Raw genomic sequence first — 18,879 nt, 5'->3', positions numbered from 1 at the left:
TTAGGATTGAAACTCCAGAGCCAAAGTTAAAGCAATTGCAAGGGCATCCATTTTGTGAGAATCAGATTTCAAACCAAAATCAGAGTTAATTATGTTTTCTTTTAAAAAAAGATTTAAGATATGGGAAATGTCTTTTTTTTCTGCTCTTCCATATTTAGTAAGAATTTTTTTAATCTCTGTGGGGTGATAGGTTTTTACTGGGATATTGTATAAACCTGCAACAAGAAGGGCTATTGCTTGAGCCTGAGCAAGTCTGCTTCCTGCTCTCGGATAAGTTTTAGCAAATGTTTCCTCTATTCCCATTATATCAGGTTTAAAATCTTCTACAATTTCCTTGAGTTTGTTAAAGATATAAGCAAGTTTTTCTGGGATATTTTTTTGGTTTTTAGTATTGAGTGTTTGCCAGTCCTTTAACTGGTAAGTTTCGTTTTTGACTTCAAGAAGAGCAAAGGCTAAATTATTTATACCAGGGTCAATTCCTAAAATTCTCATTTATTTAGGGCTTCCATAATTTTTTCGGGAATGTCAAAATTAGCATAAACCTGCTGAACATCGTCGTGATCATCTAAGGCTTCCATAAGTTTTAAAAGATTGTTTGCCGTAGCTTCATCCTCTACAGGCACAACGGTTTTTGGAACCATAGTTATTTTTGCGGAGGTTATTTCAATTCCAGCTTTTTCTAAAGCTTTTTTGATTTCTTCAAATTGAGAAGGATCGGTGATAACCTCTATTTCACTTTCATATTCTTTAGTATCTTCTGCTCCTTTTTCTATAGCAATTTCAAGAACCTTTTCTTCTTCCTTTTTAGGAACTACAATTAGTCCCTTTAGTTCAAATATCCAAGAAACTGCTCCTGGTTCTGCAAGACTTCCACCGTATTTACTAAAAAGATGTCTTAACTCAGAGACTGTTCTTCTTCTATTATCGGTAATGGCATTAATAAGAATTGCTACTCCACCTGGACCATATCCTTCAAAAACCGCCTCTTCGTAGTGAGTTCCCTCTTCCAATCCCAGAGCTTTTTTAATTGCTCTTTCTATATTTTCTTTAGGCATGTTGGCAGCTCGTGCTGCCTGAATGGCAGCTCTTAAGCGTGGATTAAGCTCAGGATCTCCACTTCCACCTGTTCTTACAGCAACTATGATTTCTTTTATAAGTTTGGTGAAAAGTTGTCCTCTTTTTGCGTCTTGAGCTGCCTTTTTTCTTTTTATCTGTGCCCAATGAGAATGTCCTGCCATAAAAACTTCTCCCTTTTAGGGATTATAAGGTTTTTAATTAAATATAATAGGTATTGTAAAAATTTCAAACTTTATTAGAATATATTTTTGTAAAAAGCCGAGGTGGCGGAACTGGAAGACGCGGCGGACTCAAAATCCGCTGGGGGTTAACCCCGTGCGGGTTCGACTCCCGCCCTCGGCATTCTTTACTATCTCAATCTTTTTAAAACTCGTAACTAAATTCACTTTTACTTTGACTTTCTAAAATTTTTACTTATAATAATCTTTCCAAAATTTTTGGTAGAGGTTTAAAAAAAATGAGGGATATTTTTGAAGAGTTTATAGAAATAACAAAATTGGAAGATTCGGAAAAAGAAGAAAAATTTCAAAAATTTTTTGAAAAACTTAATAAATTAAAAATTGAAAAATTTAATTGGGCTCAAGAAATTTTTGAAGGAATTCATGTTAAGAATAACGGTGAAAAAATAGCACTTTACTGGGTTGATTTAGACACTGGAGAAGAAAAAAAATATACTTACAAAGATTTTGCTAAGATTTCAAATGGTATAATAGAGTTTTTAAGGAAAAGGGGAGTTAAAAAAGGTGAGTTTTTTCATTTTATGTTGCCCTTAATTCCTGAAGTTTGGTTCTGCCATTACATTGCTGTAAAAGGTGGATTCATAGGTGTTCCCCATGCAAACATACTTAAAGAAAGAGATTTAGAGTATAGATTTAAAATTGCCAAACCTTCTGCAATCATAGCAGATGAGTATTCAGCAGAAATTGTTGATAAGGTTTTGGAAATTATTAAATTTAAACCAAAAGTAAAAATTGTTGTTGGGGAGAAAAAAGGATGGGAGTCAATAAACTGTATAGAACCGACAAATTGTGAAGGGGAAAATACAAGTGCAGATGATCCTATCTTTTGTTTTTTTACTTCAGGAACTACTGGATTACCAAAAGGTGTAATTCATACGGCTGTAAGTTATCCACTTGGGCATCTTTCAACCGCTTCTATAATAAACATAAAACCAGAGGACCTTCACAACAATTTAAGTGCAGCAGGGTGGGCAAAATTTGCTTGGAGTTCCTTTTTTGCTCCTTTTTCTGTAGGGGCAACTGTTTTAGGGATACATTTCAAAAGGTTTAATCCAGAAAAATACTTAGAAACTATAGATTATTACAAAGTAAATACTTTCTGCGCTCCACCTACTGCTTGGAGAATGTTTGTTCTTGTGGATATTGAAAAAAAGGGACTAAAATTTAAAAATTTAAGAGAAGCAGTAAGTGCTGGAGAACCTTTAAATCCAGAAATAATTAAAAAATGGAAAGAATGGACAGGAATCGAAATCAGAGATTTTTATGGACAAACTGAAAGTACTGCAATGATTGGTAATCCTCCTTGGTTTAAAGAAAAAATATCCCCTGGTTCTTTTGGGAAACCCACTTTTATGTATGAAATAGTTCTTTTAGACGATAATTTAAAAGAAATTCAAACTCCAAATACTACAGGTAATATAGCAGTTAAATTGAATAGAAAACCTTTGGGTCTTTTAAAGGAGTATTTTGGCAACAATAGAGAGGATGCCTTTATTAAGAACTATTATTTAACCGGAGATAAAGCCTATTTTGACGAAAACGGCTACTGGTGGTTTGTAGCAAGGGCAGATGATGTGATTAAAACCTCAGATTACAGAGTAGGACCTTTTGAGGTTGAAAGTGTTCTACTTGAACATCCTGCAGTGGCAGAAGTAGCAGTGGTAGGAAGCCCTGATCCCATAAGATGGCAGATAGTAAAAGCTTTCGTAGTTTTAAAACCAAGATATCAACCCTCTGAAGAAATAGCCAAAGAACTTTTTAAACATTGCCAAGAAATTCTTGCTAAATTTAAAGTCCCAAGAATAATAGAATTTGTTGAAAGTCTTCCAAAAACTATAAGTGGTAAAATAAAAAGAAAAGAACTTAAAATGTTTGAAGAAGAAAAGAAAAAAAGAAACGAAAGAGGAATTTACGAATATTTCTACAATGAACTTTTCAAAAAATAGAATAAATTTTTAAATCTTTATAACAAATTTTTTGGTTTTTCTTGCCCACTCAGAAAAAATAAGCCATAACAAAATAATTGCAACGATAGTTAAAATAGCTCCAGAATAAGTTAAATACTCTGCTAAAAAGACTTTTTTCCAAAAATAATTTTTTCCCCAGAGCATTAAGATATTATTTAAATAAGATTTTGACACAAAATTTCCCAAAATAAAAAATACTAATACAATTAACATCTTAAGTTGTCCTTCTCCAAGCTTCCATAACATACTCAGAGCACAGCTATCTGCTAAAATCATACCCAAACCAAATAAAATACCTCCTATAAAAGAGCCTAACATAAATGCGGGAAGTACATAAAATCCTGGATCCTGAATTTTTGCAAATTTTAAGTAAGAAATACCAACCACTGCTATAAGCAAACTTACAGCAAAACCTCTTGTCATGAAAGATTCTCCAGAGACAAAAGGTTCTCTTAATGCCTTTGCCATGCAAAGTTTACTTCTATGGAAGAAAAATCCCGCCAAAGCTGAAAAAATTAATAAAAATTGCTTTAAACTTCCCCATAAAATAATAAAAATAACAGCTAAACCCATAAAAAATCCAAATTTTTTAATATAAACATTTATTCCACCTTTAGAAGGAAATTTTTCTGATTCCCAGATTAAATACCTTATTCCTATTAATGTTCCTACAATTAGTCCTCCAAACATGGTAAGTCCGCTTGCCGAAAGATTAGCTGTAGCAGTATAAAATCCTCCTATATTATCTCCAAAAGCCAAAGCAGAACCCATTCCCATTAAAATTCCTGCGAAAATTGCTTTAAATACTTCAATTTTAGGAGGTATTTTAAATCCAAAGTTATTGCTAAAACAAGAAGATATAAAAGCTCCTCCTATAAGACCTAATACAATTAATATTAATGAACTGTTATAAAAGCTTTCTATGATATTTAGAGGAATACCATAAAATTCTAAAAGAATTACCAAAACACTCAGCACTAATCCACCGATGACAGAATTCCAGCTCATTTTCTTCTATCTATAAAGTAGTTGCTACCTTCTAAGGATTTTACTACCTTTTTAACTTCTGCTGCCCTTGCAGAGATTTCTCCAATGTGTTTAAACTTTCCCTTCCAGACAGGCACTATAGCTATAGAAATTGAGGGAAGGGGTATTTTAGAGACCTCTCCTGTTCTACTCAATGAAACAAAATATCCTCTTTTTAAATCCTCCTCCTTTAAAAATGAAGGTAAAAGAAGCTCAAAACGTTTTATAATTTCTTTAGAAATTTCTTCGACCTTTTCCAAAGGTACAATAAATACAAAATCATCCCCTCCTATATGTCCAACAAAATGATCATTCTTTGAAAATTCAGATAAAGCGTTTACAAGGATTCTTGCCAGATTTTTAATCATTTCATCTCCTGCAGTAAACCCGTAAGCATCATTATAAGCTTTAAAATTATCAAGATCTACATAAGCTACTGCATAAGGTTTTAAACTATCCATTAGTCTTTCTATTGCCTTTGAAATTGATGTATTTCCAGGAAGACCCGTTAAAGGATTATTATCTGAAATTCTGTCAAGCTTTTTTAAAGCATATTCAATTCTGAGATAGGCTTCTTCAGTTTTATCACTTAAAATAAAAAAGTCATCTGTCCAGTCAGCTATAGAAAATAAAAGATCAAAATCAAGCTCATCAAGGATTAAGATCAGAGGGATACTAATTAAATTAAAACTCTTTTTAATTTCTATAACCTTTTTTAAGCCCTCTTTGTCTTTAGGATAATAGTACAACACTATAGAAGGAGGATTAAAGAAAAAAGCATTTAGAAATTTTTTGAAATCGTAGAAAGTTTTGAAAGCATACTTGCTTTTTAAAAATGGAATGAGGGCATTTTTCCACTCTTTTAAAGGTTTATTCTTTTTAATAAAAGCATAAATAAGTTTTTTTGAGAGAAACATTTTAACTAATTGGCTCTATTTCTCTTTTAAGCTCTTCGGTAAAAAATTTTAATTCGTAAAGCTTGGGTTCCAATTTAAAAAAGATGTCCTTTATTTCTAAAAGGTTTAGTTTTAAAATTTTTAAAGCCTTTTCCTGTAAAGGTGGCACTTTTTTATAAAGAGATGTTCCATAACCTCTTACATGAATCAAAATATCTGAAAGATGAACTATAGCTGCTTCTTTTTTAAATTCCTTAGCTCTTTCAAGCTCGTGATGAGCATCTACTGCTTCTACTAATCTATCAGGTAAATTCCAGCTTCTCATAAGGAAGCTCCCCATTTCTGCGTGATCAATTCCAAGAATTTCTTTTTCTGCAGAAAGGGCATCCATACCATTTTTTACCAGTTCATTTATTTTTTCATAATCATCTTTAAACACCACTTTTTGGATAATTATTCCGAGGTCATGGAGAAGACCAGATGTGGCTACCTCTTGAGGTTCTTTCAATCCCAGTTTTTCTGCAAGAATTTTGGAACAAGCTGCAACACCTATAGAATGTTCCCAAAGCCCTACATCTTCTTTATAGATAATGTCAAAAATAGAGGATGTAAGAATTAAAACTTTCACTACATTGAATCCAAGAAGCATGAGTGCATTTCTCACAGTGCTTACTTTTTTGGGAAATCCATAAAAAGCTGAGTTAGCTAATCTTAACAATTTTGTAGTTATGACCTGATCTTTTTCTATGAGATCTGCAATTTGATGAATGGAAGTTTTTTCGTCCTCTATCATAACATTAAGTTTTTGAACAATGGGAGGAAGTGTAGGGAGTCCTTCAAGTTTTCTAAGCTTTTTCTTAATTGCTTTTCTTTTTTCCAAAAGATCAGGGTTCATTTTTAATTACTATTTTGTGGTGTCTTCAGAAATTGTTAGTTTTTTATGCTTTTCTTCTAAAAATTCTTTAAAAAGTCTTTTTATTTCAAGAAGATTTTCGTCTTTTATGCCTTCAAATCTTTCTTCCAGCTCTTTTAACTCTTCTTCCAAGCTTTTTTCCCAAGGAAGTTTAACTGGATTTCCTTCAACGGTAACAAAGGTTACCCCAAATTCTTCAAACTTTTTGATATGCTCTTCGGTTATTTCTACTCCTTTTCCACATAGAACTCTTCCATTAGCATCAATAACTTCTTCATAAGTTCTCATGCCAGGTTTTATGTAATATAAAGGAAGTCTTTGCATCTGCTTTCCTATATAACTTTGTTAAGACTATACTCAATAATTCCTTGAACTCCCAGTTCTAAAAGCTTTGGCACAAGTTCTCTTACCTCTTTCTCAGAAACTACTACCTCTAAAGCATACCATTTTTTATTATAAAGTGGAAAAATGGTAGGAGAAGTTATGCTTGGTAAAATTTGAATTACCTTTTCTAAACTTTCTTCAGGAACATTCATTTTTAATCCTACTTTTTTATGAGCATTTAAAGCACCTTTGAGTAAAACTGCAATTTGCTTTATTTTCCTTCTTTTCCATTCATTCTGCCAGGCTTTTTCATTAGCAATAAGCTGAGGGTAAGTTACAAGAAGTTCATAGATTATTTTTAGTCCGTGGGCTTTTATAGTAGTTCCTGTTTCAGTTACTTCAACAATTGCATCTGCCAAATTTTGAACTACCTTTGCTTCTGTTGCTCCCCAAGAATAACTTACTTCAACAGGAATCCCCCTTTGTTCAAAAAACTTCTTCGTAAAATTAACAAGCTCGGTGCTTATTTTTTTATTTCTGAGATCTTCGAGTTTTTCAATACCTGAGTCTTCTTTTACTGCAAGAACCCATCTTGCAGGTTTTTTACTTATTTTTGAATAAATAAGATCCTCAACAACTACTACTTTTGATTCATTTTCTAAAATCCAGTCCTTTCCTGTAATTCCTGCATCAAGAATACCAGCCTCTACATATTTGCTCATCTCCTGAGGTCTGCATATTACCATTTCTAACTCTGGATCGTCAACTTCTGGAAAATAATTTCTGTGATGCACCTCTATTGTCCACCCAGCTTTTTCAAAAAGTTCAATAGTTGCTTTTTCAAGGCTTCCTTTGGGAATTCCAAATTTAAGCTTTTCCATAAACCTCCTCCGGATTATACAATTTCTCTTCAACAATTTTAAGCCTATTATTTTCAAGTTTTCTAAAAAAACAACTCATATATCCCTCGTGACAAACAGGTCCTTTTGGTTCAACTTTAAAAAGAATAGTATCTTCATCACAATCAACATAAATTTCTTTTACTACTAAATAATGCCCTGAGGTTTCACCTTTAAGCCAGATTTTGTTTCTCGTTCTGCTATAAAAATGGACAAGCCCAGTTTCTAAAGTTTTTTCCCAGGCTAATTTATTAATAAAACCAAGCATCAAAACCTTTCCAGAATTATAATCTTGCACAATTGCAGGGACCAAACCCCCACCCTTTTCAAAGTTAGGACTGTACTGCATTCAACCCCTCCACAAATTCTCTGAGTTTTTTTTCAGGATCTAAACTTTTTACCAAAGAAGTTCCTATCAAAACCCCTTTGAATCCCAATTTTTTTAAATTTTTAAGTTCCTCAGCACTATTATAACCACTTTCTGCAATTACAGGAATACCTTTAGGAATAAGAGGGAAAAGTTTAAGACTCTGTTTTATATCTACCTTAAGATTAGCAAGATTTCTGTTATTTATACCTATAATTGAACTTCCAGCATTTAAAGCCTTTTCAAGATCTTCTTCATTATGAATCTCTACAATACTTGAAAGATTGAGTTTTTTTGCATACTTTATTAGTTCTGAAAGTTCCTTTTCATCAAGAATTGAGCTTATTAGTAAAACTACATCTGCTCCAAAAGCCTTTGCTTCTTCAATTTGAATAGGATCAAGAATAAAGTCCTTTCTTAAAATGGGAAGCGTGGTTCTACTTCTTATACTTGCTAAATATTCCAAAGACCCTCCAAAATATATTTCTTCAGTAATTACTGAAATTGCCTTTGCTCCTCCTCTTTCATAAGCTTCCGCTAAAAAAAGAGGATTGAAATCAGCTCTAAAATCGTCATTTAGAGGAGTTCTTCTTTTTACTTCTGCAATAATAACAAATTTTTCTCTTAAAAGATATTCTTTAAAATCAATGGGTGTTCTATCCCAGAAGGGTCTAAAGTAAAGCCCTTTTTGTTTTCTTTTTAAAACCTCATAATATTTTTCTACTAAAATCTGATTTAAAACCTCGTTGATTTTATAATTTTTCATAGTAACCTTTAAAAGGTTTTTTCCTTATTTTAAACTGTAGAAAAATTTTTAAAAGATGTTAATATCTTTAAAAATTTAGAAAAAATTTTTCTTGTGGGGGATCTTATGAAAAGGACCTATCAGCCAAGCAGAATAAAGATGAAAAGAAGACATGGATTTAGAGCAAGAATGAAAACCCGTTCTGGGAGAAGAATTCTCAAAAACAGAAGAAGAAAAGGACGCTGGCGTCTTACCGTCTAATTTTAGTTTAAACTTCGTGCGTGAAAAAAGAAGGACTATCTAAAAAAGAGAGACTCAGAAAAAATAAGGAATTTGAAAAAGTTTTTAAAAATGGTAAAAAGCTTTGGATTGATTCAATTTTGTTAATTATGTATACGCCAAACGAATTGAATTATAGAAGGCTTGGGATAGTTGTTTCTAAAAAAATCAAAAAAGCCACACAAAGAAACAAAATAAAAAGGTGGATAAGAGAACTTTTTAGAAGAAACAAGGATTGGTTCCCTGAAAATTGTGATATAATAATAATTCCTCACCCAAATTTGCTTAATTTGAAATATAAAGAATTTTTGGAGATAGTAAAAGAAAAACTTCTTTCCTTGAGGAAAAAAGAGATTTCTTTCCATGATAAAAGAGTTGATAATTAAATCTATTGCCCTTTATCAAAGATTTATTTCTCCTGTTTTTTTCACTTACTTTGGTGTTAATTGCAGGTTTTATCCTTCCTGTAGCGAATATATTAAAGAAGCCATAGAAAAATTTGGTATCCTTAAGGGTAGTTATTTAGGTTTTAAAAGACTTCTTAGGTGTCATCCCTTTTCTTCAGGAGGTTATGATCCGGTTTGTGCGAATTCTTCAAAAAAGGAGGAAAAAATTCCATGGAAAAAAGAGTGCTTTTAGCTGTTATTCTTTCAATTGCGGTTATTATCATTTTCAACTATTTTTACATGAAACTTGTGCCCTCTCCACAACCACTGCAAAATGTTACCAATAACACACAAGTTCAAAAAGAAGAAAGCTTTTCTAAAAAAGAAGTAAAACTTGAAAAAATAAATATTTCTAAAACCTTTACAGATAGTTTAAACACTTACACTATAAATTCCCCCAAATATGAAGCAGTAATCACTTCCTTAGGTGCAAGATTTAATAAATTTCAGCTGAAAAATTATTCTAAAGAAAAAAACAAAAACGAACCTGTAGAACTTGTATCTTCTCCCTCTGAATCACTTCCTTTAGAAATTTATTTTGCAAGAGCTCCAGAGGTAGCTATAATAAACTATAAGGGTCCTGAAAAAAACAATTTTTCCTTTGAAAATTCAACTATTGAGAACTTAAATTTCACAAGTGCTTTTAAGGATATAATCTTAGAAAAGAGCTTTATTTTTAAAAGAGATTCGTATTTTGTTGATGTTTCTTTTAGAGTACTAAATAAGGGAAATAACATCATCAAGGATAGAATTCTTGTAAGAGGAGTTTTTTCTCCATTTTCAGATGGAACAAAATATGTGTTTAAAGGTCCGTTTTACTATACAGATCATTTGAACGAAGTAAAGTTAAGAGATAATATAGAAGAATATGAAGGAATTTTGAAGTATTTAGGATATGAGGATACCTATTTTATGGTAGCAGTGATTCCCCAAAATTCTGAAAAGATGAATTATAGAGCAACTTTTAGAAAGATTGATAAGAATACTCAGGAATTTATTTTATGGTCTCCTGCCTTTGAACTCAAACCTGGAGAGGAGATAATTTATAAATTTAAACTCTATATGGGACCTAAGAAAATAGAGGAAATGAAAAAAGAATATCCACTTTTAGGGAAGGCTCTTTATTTTGGAATTTTTGATTTCATAGCAAAACCACTTCTTTATATTTTAAAATTTAGTCATCAGTTTACCCACAATTTTGGCTGGGACATTATTTTTGTAACCATTTTATTAAGGGTTTTGTTTTTTCCTTTAAATCACATAAGTTATAAAAGTATGAAAAGGATGCAGGAGATCCAGCCTATTATTCAAAGACTTAGAGAGAAATACAAGGATGATCCTCAGACCTTAAATAAAGAATTAATGAATGTTTACAAAGCATACAAAATAAATCCCTTTTCGGGATGTCTACCTATACTTATTCAAATTCCCATATTTATAGCCTTTTATAAGGTATTACTTATGGCAATTGAATTGAGACATGCTCCTTTTATGTTGTGGATTGATGATTTAAGTGCTCCTGAAAGACTTTATGTAGGGAATTTTCACATACCCTATTTAGGGGGAATACCTCTGCTTACTCTTTTAATGGGTGCTTCTATGTTTATTCAGCAAAAACTTACACCTACCTCTACAGATCCTTTACAAAATAAGCTGATGCTTTTTATGCCTCTGTTTTTTATAATTCTTTTTGTAAATTTCCCTTCTGGATTAGTTTTATACTGGTTTGTGAATAACATCTTATCCATTATACAACAAATTTTTACAATTAGACTTCTTAAAAAATAATTTTAAAATGGAGGGGTTATGATGGAAAAAGAACTGGAGGGAAAGAGTTTAGATCAATTGCTTGAAATTGCTTGTCAAGAATTGGGTTGTGTTCCAGAGGACTTAGAATTAGAAATTTTAGAAGTTACTTCTTCTTCAGGTCTTTTGGGTCTTCCAGGTAAAAAAATAAGAGTTAGAGCTAAAATAAAAGCTGAGAAAGTTCTTTCAGAAAGGGCAAACCGTGCACTTATGTTTGTCAAAGATGTGTTAAATTATGCAAACCTTCAGATTGAAGCAAAAACAAACATCCTTAAGGATAAAATGCAAGTAGAAATTCTTCTTTCAGGAGAAGATGTAAAGTATTTAATTCAAAATGGTGCAGAGCCTTTAACAGCACTTGAGTTTTTAACCAATAAAGTAGTAGCCAGAGCTTTAGGAGTTGGACCAAAAATAGTTCTAAAACCAGAAGGTATTGACATAGAAAAAGAAAAAAAGCTGGTTAATGCAGTAAAAAAAGCCATTGAAAAAATTAAAAATACTAAAGAACCTCAAATAATAAAAATAAGCTCTCAAAGAGAACAAAAAATTGTAATAAATCTTATAAAACAGGAAGAAAACATAGATTACAAAATTGAAGGAGAAGGAAAACAAAAGAAGGTTATATTAAATTGGAAAGATTAGTTGAGACCTAAGCTTTACACAGAAGATACCATAGCTGCTATTGCAACCCCTCCTGGAAGGGGGGCTATTGGTGTAATTAAAATAAGCGGAGATTCTGCTCTTTCTATACTCAAAAAAATATTTCGTCCACTTAAACCAAGAACTGATTTTGAGTCGCATAGGCTTTATTACGGTTTCATTGTTGATCCAAGGGATGGAAAGGTTATAGATGAAGTTCTTGCTGTTTATATGAAAAAACCAAAAACTTACACTCGCGAAGATGTAGTAGAAATATATGCACACAGCGGATATTACATATTAAAAAAGATATTAGAACTTGTTTTTTTGGCAGGTGCAAGACCGGCAGAACCAGGAGAATTTACTCTCAGAGCCTATCTTAATGGTAGAATAGATCTTTCTCAAGCAGAAGCCATACAAGAACTCGTTTCAGCAAAAACTGAAACAGCCCTTAATCTTGCTTTAAATACACTTATGGGAAAACTCTCAGAAAAGATAATTTATCTAAAAAACGAACTTATGGAAATTCTTGTTTTGGTTGAAAGTGCTATAGACTTTCCAGAAGAAGATATAGAAATAATGGAACCAGAAAAACTATCTCAAAAAATAAAAGAAAAAATCTTACCCACAATTGATACCCTTATTAAAAACTATGAAGAGGGAAAAATTTACAAAGAAGGGATAAGTTTAGTTATAGCTGGAAAACCCAATGTAGGAAAATCCTCTTTAATGAATGCTTTTTTAAAAGAAGAAAGAGCTATCGTTACTCCTATTCCAGGAACCACAAGAGACTTTTTGGAAGAAGAAGCAACTATTGAAGGACTTCCAGTAAAACTTATAGATACAGCAGGACTCAGAGAGACAGAAGATATAGTAGAAAAAATAGGAGTAGAAAGAGCAAAAAAGAAGTTTAAAGAGGCTGACCTTATACTGTTTTTAGTTGATGTGAGCGAACACCCCTCTGAAGAAGATTACAAGATTTATAAAGAAGTTAAAAATTTTCCTCACTTAGTGGTTTTGAATAAAATAGACATCAAACCAAATCACTTAGAAGAATGGAAAAAAGAGCTTGCCAAATGGGGTATTGAGGAATTTTTAGAAATTTCAGTTAAAGAGGGGAAAAATCTTGATGTTTTGTGTAAAAAAATCTCTGAAAAGATAACCTCAGAAAAAGGGAGGGAAGTTCCGGAGGTAGTTCCTAACCTTAGACAAAAAGTTGCACTTGAGGCTGCTAAGGAGTATCTTTTAAATGCCCTTAAAGAACTTGAAAAACCTAATCCACTCCCAGAGCTTGTAGCAATTGAAATAAGATCTGCAGTTTCAAGCCTTTCTGAAATAATAGGAGAAGTAACCACTGAGGATGTTTTAACTCAAATCTTTTCAACTTTCTGTATCGGAAAATAAAATGAAAGAATTGGGAAAAAAAGGAATAGTTTTAAGTGTAGCTGGATTTGACCCAACAGGCGGAGCAGGAGTTCTTCTTGATATCAAAGTTTTCGGTCTTTTTGGGCTTAAAGGAGCAGGTATTCCTTTAACTTTAACCTTACAAAATACTTCAGTTTTCAAAGGATGGGAAGCTACTTCTTCAGAATACCTTAAGGATTCTTTAAACCTTATTTTTGAAGATCTTCCTGTTTTAGGAGTTAAAATAGGAATGATAGGAACTCCTGAAAACGCAAAAATTCTTGGAGAATTTTTAAGAAAAGAAAGAAAAAACATTGACTGGGTTGTTCTTGATCCAGTGCTTAAAGCAACTTTAAATTACGAGCTCTTTTCTTCCTCAGATTTTATAGAGGTTTTAAAAGAGGAAATCTTACCCTTTGTCGATTTTATAACTCCAAACATATTAGAGGCAGAAATTTTAACAGAAAAACCTATTAAAAGAAGAGAAGATATGTTAGAGATAGCTAAAAAAATAACTAAACTTGGTCCAAAAGTAGTGATTATAACTGGCTGGTTAGAATCTCAATTCGTATGGGACTTATTTTTTAGCCAAGAAAAAAATTTCTTTTTTAAGAAAAAAAAGATAGCTGGAAACTTTCACGGAACAGGATGTGCCTTTTCTTCAGCACTTCTTTCTTATTTAATATTAGGTTATAACCCGGAAAAGGCTTTTAAAAAGGCAAAAAATTGGTTATACTTAAAACTTAAAAAAGCAGAGAAAGAAAAATTGGGAGGAAAGATATGGCTATTTCTTTAGAAGAGGTTTATAAAATTGCTCATCTTTGCAGGCTTGAACTTAACGAAGAGGAGGCAAAGGTCTTAACTGAAGAACTTTCAAGAATTTTAGACTATTTCAAAAAACTACAGACTCTTGACACAGAAAATGTAGCTCCCACCTTCCATACCTTAAAAGTTGAAACACCTTTTAGAGAAGATGAAGTTAAAGAATTTCCGTATATAGAAGATATTCTAAAAAATGCACCTCAACTTTATGAAAGAATGATAGTTGTTCCTAAAGTAGTAAAAGCTCCGTAAAAATTTTTTAAAAAATCATTTATCTTTAATCTATTTCAAGTATAATTAAACCAAAAAATTATTTAACCAGAATAAAAAATGGGAGAATTTTCAGAATGGAAAGAACTTATTTTAGAAGTCAAAAAATTAGATGAACAACATAAAAAGTTAGCTGAATTAACATATTTACTTTATTCTTCTCAAAAACTTGGTTATTCAAAAGAAAAGATTAATAAAATTATTGACGAACTCATTGATCAGATAGTAGAACATTTATCTACCGAAGAAGCCTTAATGGAAAAAGTGCAATGGCCAGATTTTGAAAAACACAAAAAAGAACACGAATTTATAAAAAAGGGAATAGCAGAAATTTTAATAAAAAGAAAAGAAGGAAAGGAATATTTAGTTGATGCTTTAGAATTTTTTGAAAAGGCTACTTATGAACACTTTAAAACTTTTGACAAAAAATTTCTCAACTTTGTAAATGAAAAGTTAAAAAAAGAACAACCCTTTGAAAAAGAAGTTTTAGATAGCATAGAGGAGCACATTCTTACAAAAGAAGAATTTTTAAAGCTTTTAGATGAATATATATTACTTTTAGGGAAAACTAAAACCATTGCTGTTATTTTACTTGATATAGATGACTTTTTAGAATTAAGCTTTGAAATTGGGTTTAAAATCGGAGAAATACTGCTTGAAAATTTTGGCATCTATTTAAAGAATAATTTAACCTATCCAAAAATATTTTTAGGTAAAAGAAAAAAAGATGAATTTTTAATTGCCTTTTACGATTGCACCTTCCTTGAAACTTTTGAGTTATTAGAAAATTTAATGGATTTAATAAAGAAGTATGAATTTAAGCATAAAGGGTCATTTATAAAATTTACAGCCTCCTTGGGAGTTGCTTTTTATCCTCACGATGGTGAAACAGCTTCTGAGCTTTTAGAAACCTGTGAAATTGCATTGAAAAGAGCTAAGACCAAAGGTAAAAACAGATGGGAAATTTTTAATAAAAAGTTTGTGGAAGAATCTAAGGAACATTTCCAAATTAAAAATTTAATAGAAAAAGCAATTTATGAGAAAAGGGTTTTACCTTTTATTCAGCCTATTTTTGATTCAGAAAAAAGAAAAATAGTAGGAGCTGAGGTTCTTTTAAGAATTCTTGATGAAAAAGGAGAAATAATAAGTGCAGGAAAATTTATAAAGGTTGCTAATGAAAAAGACTACATTGACGAACTTGAAGATATAGTTTTTGAAAAAATAAATAAAGATAAGGTTTTAAAACTATTTAAAAACAAATATCTATTTATAAATAAAACACTAAGGGGATTAAAAAAGATAAATAAACTAATTGAAGAGATTAAAGTTTTGAAAGAAATAGTTGAAAAGTATGAAGTTTATCCAGTTATTGAAATCACCGAACATTCCCTTATTGAACATGTGGAACTTTTATTACCTTTAAGTAAAGCTATAAAGGAAGAAAAAATATACTTTGCTATAGATGACTTTGGTATGGGATATGCTTCTTTGTCTTATTTAGTGAATGTTGAAGCTGATTTCTTAAAAATAGATGGATCTATAGTTAAAGAAATTTTGAAATCAAAAAGACATGTAAGTGTAGTTAAGGCAATAAACTTTATAGCAAAGGAACTCGAGATGAAAACAGTTGCTGAGCATGTAGAGGAAGAAAGGCTTGCAGACTTATTATATATTCTTGGGATTGATTACTTACAGGGTTTTTATTTGGCAAAGCCCATACCTTTAGAGGAATTTGAAAAAATTGTAAAAACCTTAGATTGATGAATTTTAAATTTTTTCTTTTTAAAAAAATTACATTCTTTTTTCTGTATTAATTGGGCTTAGTGTAGGGATTTCTGCTATTTTCTTTATGTATGCTATTAAAATCGTTACTCACCTTGCCCTTGAAGGATTGGTAGGGTATTTTCAACCAAAACCCGCAGGCGAGGGTGGGAATAGCGAAACTTATATTTTCATTTTTAATAACCCCTATATAGATTACCTTTAATTGTTGCTCTGGGAGGATTTTTTCAGGAATTATCACTTATTTTTTATCTCCTCACTCTGCTGGTGTTGGAACAGATGCAGCCATTCATGCCTTTCATCAGCAAAAGCCATTATCCTTAAAGGATTCCTTTGTTAAGCTACTTACTTCAGCTATTATTATAGGTACAGGAGGGGTTTCTGGAAGAGAAGGACCTATTGCTTTTATTGGAGCAGGAGTAGGCTCAAATTTAGCTAAGTATTTTAAACTTTCTGAAAAAGAAAAAAGACTCTTTCTTGCAGGTGGACTCGGTGCAGGTATTGCTGCCATTTTTAAAGCTCCTCTTGCAGGAGCTGTTATAAGCGGTGAAGTCTTTTTTTAGAAAGGACTTTGACATTGAAGTAGCTATTTTTTCCTTCATTGCTTGTATCGTTTCTTATATAACTTACGGACTTCATTTTGGTTTTCAACCTATATTTAAAACAGACATTCCTTCATCCTTTGAGCCTATCCATCTTTTCTTTTTTATTGGACTTGGATTACTTTGTGCCTTAGTGGTAAGGTTTTTTATCTGGATTTTTTTTCGTGATAAAAGGACTATTTGATATGCTTAAAATTCCTTTTTATTTAAAACCCTCTATAGGAGGACTTTTTACTGGATGTATAGAAATTTTAACTCCGATGGCTATTGGAAATGGATATGGTTGGCTTCAGCTCATAATGGATGGAAAAATTGCGGATCTTAAAGAAGTTTTTCTTGGAATTTTAGGAATAATCTTTGGAGTCTCTTTTACACTTGGATCTGGCGGTTCAGGAGGTATTTTTGGTCACTCGGTTATGATAGGTGGTTTAACTGGAGCTTTTTATGCCCTATTTCTAAATCAACATACCTCTCTTAATCTTCCTATTTCCTCTTTTATGATAGTAGGTATGGTTTCCCTTTTTGGAAGCGCAGCAAAAGCCCCAATTTCAACCCTTCTTCTTATCGCTGAAATGACTGGTGGTTACAGCCTTTTATTTCCTGGTATGCTTTTAGTTTTTATATCCTATTATCTAAGTGGTAAATAGAGTGTCTTTCCCAGCCAGTTTGAAAGTCTTCTTGATTTCCCTGCTTATAAGAAAGAACTTGGAATTTTTATTCTTGAAAAATTAAAGGTCAAAGCAAATCAACTCTTAGCGAAGCCCAAAATCTTATGCAAAAACACCTTATAAGTGGACTTCCTGTTCTTGATGGGGAAAAATTAGTTGGTATTATTACAAAAACAGATTTGAGTGAAATTCCCAAAAATGAATGGAATATTAAAAAAGTAGAAGAAGTTATGACCAAAAACATCATTTCTATTGACAAAGAAGCTACCCTTTCTCAAGCTCTTGAAATAATGATAAATGAAGGTATAGGAAGATTGGTTATTACAGATAAAGAAGGAAATTTAATAGGAATTATCTCAAGGGCAGATATTGGTAAAGCTTTAAGAGAAACCAAAAAATAAAAATAATTATAAAGTAATGTATTTTAAGTCTTTATTTTGGAGTTTAATTTTTGTAAGCCTGTTTTGGACAGGTATTTCTTTTGGAGATAATAGAATTTTTGAGATAAGCGGGACCTACAGGCTTCGTTATGAATTTTTAAACAATTACAACACAGTAGATTTAAAAGCCAAATCGCAGGAGAGTTATCTTCTTTCAAGACTAAGATTAGAAATAGAATCAAAGATTTCTAAGAAATTTAAAATTTATCTTCAACTTCAAGATTCAGAGATTGTTGATTCTCCAGTTTCTGACAAAAATTACAGAGGGAAAAACAATCCTTATCATGATCCTTTAGACATAAATGAACTTTATATAGAATACTGGATAAATCACAACTTTGGCTTTCGTGTGGGGAGACAAAACTTACTTTTCGGTGATAGGAGAATTTTTGGTCCAGGGGATTGGGGAAATACGGGAAGATACAGATGGGATGCAGTAAGACTTATCTCGCGAAATAAAATCTTAGAAAGTAACTTTATTCTCGGTCGTTACATTTTGCATGATCCTCACATCTGGCCTGATAAAACTTATAGCGGGGTTACAGCTTTTGCTATTTACAATAAGTTTTTAAACTTTCCATTAGAAGTTTTTTATGTTTATAAAGCTGATACTTCTGGAAAAGTCAAGGGAGAAAAGAAAGTTGGAAATAGCTATATTCATTTTGCTGGATTAAGACTTGTTGGGGAGAAAAAACCCTGGAATTATGATGTTATTTTTGTAAAAGAGTTTGGGGATTATGCAGGGGATACAGCTGATGCTTATGGGTTGGTTTTTATTTTAGGATATACCTTTTTAGACTTACCATGGAAGCCTCAGCTTAGTGTTCAATATGTAGTTGGCTCAGGAGATAACAATCCAAAAGATGGGAAACACGAAACATTTGATGCTATTTTTAGTGGAGCAGATACAACTCTTTACGGTGGATGGATGAATTTATTTTTTTGGAGAAATATAAGGGAGCACAGAATAGATTTGGTTTTGCATCCCTCATCCGCTTTTACTTTGCGAACAGAATATCATTACTTTACGCTTGATAAAGAGAAGGATGCCTGGTATTCCCCTGGTGGCATTTGGAGGAGAGATAAAACTGGTTCTTCTGGAAAGAGCTTAGGGCACGAAGTAAACTTTATTCTTGAGAAAAAATTTAAACATTTAGAGATTTTAGCAGGCCATAGTTTTTTTATTCCTGAAGAATTTGTAAAAAAGACCACAAGTAAAAGCTCTGTTTTGAGTAACTGCTTCTTACAGCTTCTTTTTTCTTTTTAGC

At 31.8% G+C, this 18,879-nt stretch carries 25 protein-coding genes and 1 tRNA gene; 16 read left to right on the top strand and 10 right to left on the bottom strand.

From position 1 onward, the window contains the following. Both ACLGLP_RS00415 and ACLGLP_RS00410 read right to left on the bottom strand, forming a co-directional pair. Window positions 1–492 carry a crossover junction endodeoxyribonuclease RuvC gene (locus tag ACLGLP_RS00415; protein ID WP_492112975.1) on the bottom strand — a complete coding sequence of 164 codons (492 nt, stop codon included), beginning with the start codon at window positions 490–492 and terminating at the stop codon, window positions 1–3. Continuing rightward, window positions 489–1,238, bottom strand: a complete 750-nt coding sequence (locus ACLGLP_RS00410; RefSeq protein WP_492112974.1) for a YebC/PmpR family DNA-binding transcriptional regulator — start codon at window positions 1,236–1,238, stop codon at window positions 489–491. The genes ACLGLP_RS00415 and ACLGLP_RS00410 overlap by 4 nt, the downstream gene beginning before the upstream one ends. 96 nt (window positions 1,239–1,334) lie before the next feature. Here ACLGLP_RS00410 and ACLGLP_RS00405 point away from each other — a divergent pair. Both ACLGLP_RS00405 and ACLGLP_RS00400 read left to right on the top strand, forming a co-directional pair. Then, window positions 1,335–1,419, top strand: a tRNA-Leu gene (locus tag ACLGLP_RS00405). Window positions 1,420–1,534: 115 nt separating this feature from the next. Beyond that, window positions 1,535–3,262 carry an AMP-binding protein gene (locus tag ACLGLP_RS00400; protein ID WP_492112973.1) on the top strand — a complete coding sequence of 576 codons (1,728 nt, stop codon included), beginning with the start codon at window positions 1,535–1,537 and terminating at the stop codon, window positions 3,260–3,262. 9 nt (window positions 3,263–3,271) lie between these two features. Here the strand turns inward: ACLGLP_RS00400 and ACLGLP_RS00395 are convergent, their stop codons facing one another. Genes ACLGLP_RS00395 through trpC form a run of 7 tightly spaced genes read right to left on the bottom strand, consistent with a single transcriptional unit; the run spans window position 3,272 to window position 8,474 of the window. Then, complete coding sequence (locus tag ACLGLP_RS00395; RefSeq protein ID WP_492112972.1) at window positions 3,272–4,291, bottom strand: YeeE/YedE thiosulfate transporter family protein; 1,020 nt, start codon at window positions 4,289–4,291, stop codon at window positions 3,272–3,274. After that, window positions 4,288–5,226, bottom strand: coding sequence for a GGDEF domain-containing protein (locus ACLGLP_RS00390; protein ID WP_492112971.1), 939 nt, complete (start codon window positions 5,224–5,226; stop codon window positions 4,288–4,290). The genes ACLGLP_RS00395 and ACLGLP_RS00390 overlap by 4 nt, the downstream gene beginning before the upstream one ends. Before the next feature lies 1 nt (window position 5,227). Beyond that, on the bottom strand, window positions 5,228–6,100 hold the full coding sequence (locus tag ACLGLP_RS00385; protein ID WP_492112970.1) for an HDOD domain-containing protein: 873 nt from the start codon (window positions 6,098–6,100) through the stop codon (window positions 5,228–5,230). 9 nt (window positions 6,101–6,109) lie between these two features. Further along, the gene (locus ACLGLP_RS00380; protein ID WP_492112969.1) at window positions 6,110–6,442 is read right to left on the bottom strand and encodes a hypothetical protein; all 333 of its coding nucleotides are present in this window, start codon (window positions 6,440–6,442) and stop codon (window positions 6,110–6,112) included. 8 nt (window positions 6,443–6,450) lie between these two features. Next, window positions 6,451–7,323: an ATP phosphoribosyltransferase gene (gene hisG / locus ACLGLP_RS00375; protein WP_492112968.1), complete on the bottom strand. Its 873-nt coding sequence runs from the start codon at window positions 7,321–7,323 to the stop codon at window positions 6,451–6,453. Further along, window positions 7,310–7,690, bottom strand: coding sequence for a phosphoribosyl-AMP cyclohydrolase (gene hisI / locus ACLGLP_RS00370; RefSeq protein ID WP_492112967.1), 381 nt, complete (start codon window positions 7,688–7,690; stop codon window positions 7,310–7,312). The genes hisG and hisI overlap by 14 nt, the downstream gene beginning before the upstream one ends. Continuing rightward, window positions 7,674–8,474, bottom strand: coding sequence for an indole-3-glycerol phosphate synthase TrpC (trpC, locus tag ACLGLP_RS00365; protein ID WP_492112966.1), 801 nt, complete (start codon window positions 8,472–8,474; stop codon window positions 7,674–7,676). Before trpC ends, hisI begins: the two co-directional genes overlap by 17 nt. Window positions 8,475–8,579: 105 nt before the next feature. Here trpC and rpmH point away from each other — a divergent pair, with 105 nt between their 5' ends. From rpmH to ACLGLP_RS00320, 9 genes are all read left to right on the top strand, one after another. Further along, window positions 8,580–8,714: a 50S ribosomal protein L34 gene (gene rpmH / locus ACLGLP_RS00360; RefSeq protein ID WP_492112965.1), complete on the top strand. Its 135-nt coding sequence runs from the start codon at window positions 8,580–8,582 to the stop codon at window positions 8,712–8,714. Window positions 8,715–8,734: 20 nt separating this feature from the next. Beyond that, the gene (gene rnpA / locus ACLGLP_RS00355) at window positions 8,735–9,118 is read left to right on the top strand and encodes a ribonuclease P protein component (protein ID WP_492112964.1); all 384 of its coding nucleotides are present in this window, start codon (window positions 8,735–8,737) and stop codon (window positions 9,116–9,118) included. Continuing rightward, window positions 9,099–9,371: a membrane protein insertion efficiency factor YidD gene (gene yidD, locus ACLGLP_RS00350; RefSeq protein ID WP_492113748.1), complete on the top strand. Its 273-nt coding sequence runs from the start codon at window positions 9,099–9,101 to the stop codon at window positions 9,369–9,371. Before rnpA ends, yidD begins: the two co-directional genes overlap by 20 nt. Next, entirely contained in the window at window positions 9,350–10,966 is a 1,617-nt protein-coding gene (yidC, locus tag ACLGLP_RS00345) for a membrane protein insertase YidC (RefSeq protein WP_492112963.1), read from the top strand. The genes yidD and yidC overlap by 22 nt, the downstream gene beginning before the upstream one ends. A gap of 21 nt (window positions 10,967–10,987) precedes the next feature. Continuing rightward, the gene (locus tag ACLGLP_RS00340) at window positions 10,988–11,626 is read left to right on the top strand and encodes a Jag family protein (protein ID WP_492112962.1); all 639 of its coding nucleotides are present in this window, start codon (window positions 10,988–10,990) and stop codon (window positions 11,624–11,626) included. Further along, window positions 11,627–13,027, top strand: a complete 1,401-nt coding sequence (gene mnmE, locus ACLGLP_RS00335; protein ID WP_492112961.1) for a tRNA uridine-5-carboxymethylaminomethyl(34) synthesis GTPase MnmE — start codon at window positions 11,627–11,629, stop codon at window positions 13,025–13,027. A 1-nt stretch (window position 13,028) separates the two neighbouring features. Then, window positions 13,029–13,823, top strand: a complete 795-nt coding sequence (thiD, locus tag ACLGLP_RS00330) for a bifunctional hydroxymethylpyrimidine kinase/phosphomethylpyrimidine kinase (protein ID WP_492112960.1) — start codon at window positions 13,029–13,031, stop codon at window positions 13,821–13,823. After that, window positions 13,808–14,101: an Asp-tRNA(Asn)/Glu-tRNA(Gln) amidotransferase subunit GatC gene (gene gatC, locus ACLGLP_RS00325; protein WP_492112959.1), complete on the top strand. Its 294-nt coding sequence runs from the start codon at window positions 13,808–13,810 to the stop codon at window positions 14,099–14,101. Before thiD ends, gatC begins: the two co-directional genes overlap by 16 nt. 78 nt (window positions 14,102–14,179) lie before the next feature. After that, window positions 14,180–15,880 (top strand): EAL domain-containing protein, encoded by a 1,701-nt coding sequence (locus tag ACLGLP_RS00320; protein ID WP_492112958.1) that lies wholly within the window; start codon window positions 14,180–14,182, stop codon window positions 15,878–15,880. A gap of 49 nt (window positions 15,881–15,929) precedes the next feature. Here ACLGLP_RS00320 and ACLGLP_RS00315 read toward each other — a convergent pair whose 3' ends face one another. Next, window positions 15,930–16,142 carry a hypothetical protein gene (locus ACLGLP_RS00315; RefSeq protein ID WP_492112957.1) on the bottom strand — a complete coding sequence of 71 codons (213 nt, stop codon included), beginning with the start codon at window positions 16,140–16,142 and terminating at the stop codon, window positions 15,930–15,932. Here ACLGLP_RS00315 and ACLGLP_RS00310 point away from each other — a divergent pair. The 5 genes from ACLGLP_RS00310 (at window position 16,096) to ACLGLP_RS00290 (ending at window position 18,878) form a co-directional block, all read left to right on the top strand. Further along, window positions 16,096–16,464: a chloride channel protein gene (locus ACLGLP_RS00310; protein ID WP_492113747.1), complete on the top strand. Its 369-nt coding sequence runs from the start codon at window positions 16,096–16,098 to the stop codon at window positions 16,462–16,464. The genes ACLGLP_RS00315 and ACLGLP_RS00310 overlap by 47 nt on opposite strands. After that, entirely contained in the window at window positions 16,448–16,687 is a 240-nt protein-coding gene (locus ACLGLP_RS00305; RefSeq protein ID WP_492112956.1) for a chloride channel protein, read from the top strand. Before ACLGLP_RS00310 ends, ACLGLP_RS00305 begins: the two co-directional genes overlap by 17 nt. A 1-nt stretch (window position 16,688) precedes the next feature. After that, window positions 16,689–17,150, top strand: a complete 462-nt coding sequence (locus ACLGLP_RS00300; RefSeq protein ID WP_492112955.1) for a chloride channel protein — start codon at window positions 16,689–16,691, stop codon at window positions 17,148–17,150. A gap of 125 nt (window positions 17,151–17,275) precedes the next feature. Further along, window positions 17,276–17,572 (top strand): CBS domain-containing protein, encoded by a 297-nt coding sequence (locus tag ACLGLP_RS00295; RefSeq protein ID WP_492112954.1) that lies wholly within the window; start codon window positions 17,276–17,278, stop codon window positions 17,570–17,572. Window positions 17,573–17,588: 16 nt separating this feature from the next. Continuing rightward, a complete protein-coding gene (locus tag ACLGLP_RS00290; protein WP_492112953.1) occupies window positions 17,589–18,878 on the top strand; it encodes an alginate export family protein in 1,290 nt (429 codons plus the stop codon). The last annotated feature ends 1 nt before the right edge of the window (window position 18,879 follow it).

The sequence above is a fragment of the Caldimicrobium sp. SLHALR3 genome (genome assembly GCF_058692735.1).
Note: the sequence above shows the minus strand (reverse complement) of the source record. Positions and strands in the feature narration are given on the sequence as shown.

Coding starts and splice junctions, on each gene's coding strand:
- trpC (WP_492112966.1), bottom strand. CDS start 8,474: ATGAAAAATTATAAAATCAACGAGGTTTTAAATCAGATTTTAGTAGAA.
- gatC (WP_492112959.1), top strand. CDS start 13,808: ATGGCTATTTCTTTAGAAGAGGTTTATAAAATTGCTCATCTTTGCAGG.
- ACLGLP_RS00400 (WP_492112973.1), top strand. CDS start 1,535: ATGAGGGATATTTTTGAAGAGTTTATAGAAATAACAAAATTGGAAGAT.
- rpmH (WP_492112965.1), top strand. CDS start 8,580: ATGAAAAGGACCTATCAGCCAAGCAGAATAAAGATGAAAAGAAGACAT.
- ACLGLP_RS00290 (WP_492112953.1), top strand. CDS start 17,589: ATGTATTTTAAGTCTTTATTTTGGAGTTTAATTTTTGTAAGCCTGTTT.
- hisG (WP_492112968.1), bottom strand. CDS start 7,323: ATGGAAAAGCTTAAATTTGGAATTCCCAAAGGAAGCCTTGAAAAAGCA.
- ACLGLP_RS00300 (WP_492112955.1), top strand. CDS start 16,689: ATGCTTAAAATTCCTTTTTATTTAAAACCCTCTATAGGAGGACTTTTT.
- ACLGLP_RS00340 (WP_492112962.1), top strand. CDS start 10,988: ATGGAAAAAGAACTGGAGGGAAAGAGTTTAGATCAATTGCTTGAAATT.
- yidC (WP_492112963.1), top strand. CDS start 9,350: ATGGAAAAAAGAGTGCTTTTAGCTGTTATTCTTTCAATTGCGGTTATT.
- ACLGLP_RS00415 (WP_492112975.1), bottom strand. CDS start 492: ATGAGAATTTTAGGAATTGACCCTGGTATAAATAATTTAGCCTTTGCT.
- hisI (WP_492112967.1), bottom strand. CDS start 7,690: ATGCAGTACAGTCCTAACTTTGAAAAGGGTGGGGGTTTGGTCCCTGCA.
- ACLGLP_RS00295 (WP_492112954.1), top strand. CDS start 17,276: ATGCAAAAACACCTTATAAGTGGACTTCCTGTTCTTGATGGGGAAAAA.
- ACLGLP_RS00395 (WP_492112972.1), bottom strand. CDS start 4,291: ATGAGCTGGAATTCTGTCATCGGTGGATTAGTGCTGAGTGTTTTGGTA.
- ACLGLP_RS00390 (WP_492112971.1), bottom strand. CDS start 5,226: ATGTTTCTCTCAAAAAAACTTATTTATGCTTTTATTAAAAAGAATAAA.
- ACLGLP_RS00385 (WP_492112970.1), bottom strand. CDS start 6,100: ATGAACCCTGATCTTTTGGAAAAAAGAAAAGCAATTAAGAAAAAGCTT.
- ACLGLP_RS00320 (WP_492112958.1), top strand. CDS start 14,180: ATGGGAGAATTTTCAGAATGGAAAGAACTTATTTTAGAAGTCAAAAAA.
- ACLGLP_RS00380 (WP_492112969.1), bottom strand. CDS start 6,442: ATGCAAAGACTTCCTTTATATTACATAAAACCTGGCATGAGAACTTAT.
- thiD (WP_492112960.1), top strand. CDS start 13,029: ATGAAAGAATTGGGAAAAAAAGGAATAGTTTTAAGTGTAGCTGGATTT.
- ACLGLP_RS00410 (WP_492112974.1), bottom strand. CDS start 1,238: ATGGCAGGACATTCTCATTGGGCACAGATAAAAAGAAAAAAGGCAGCT.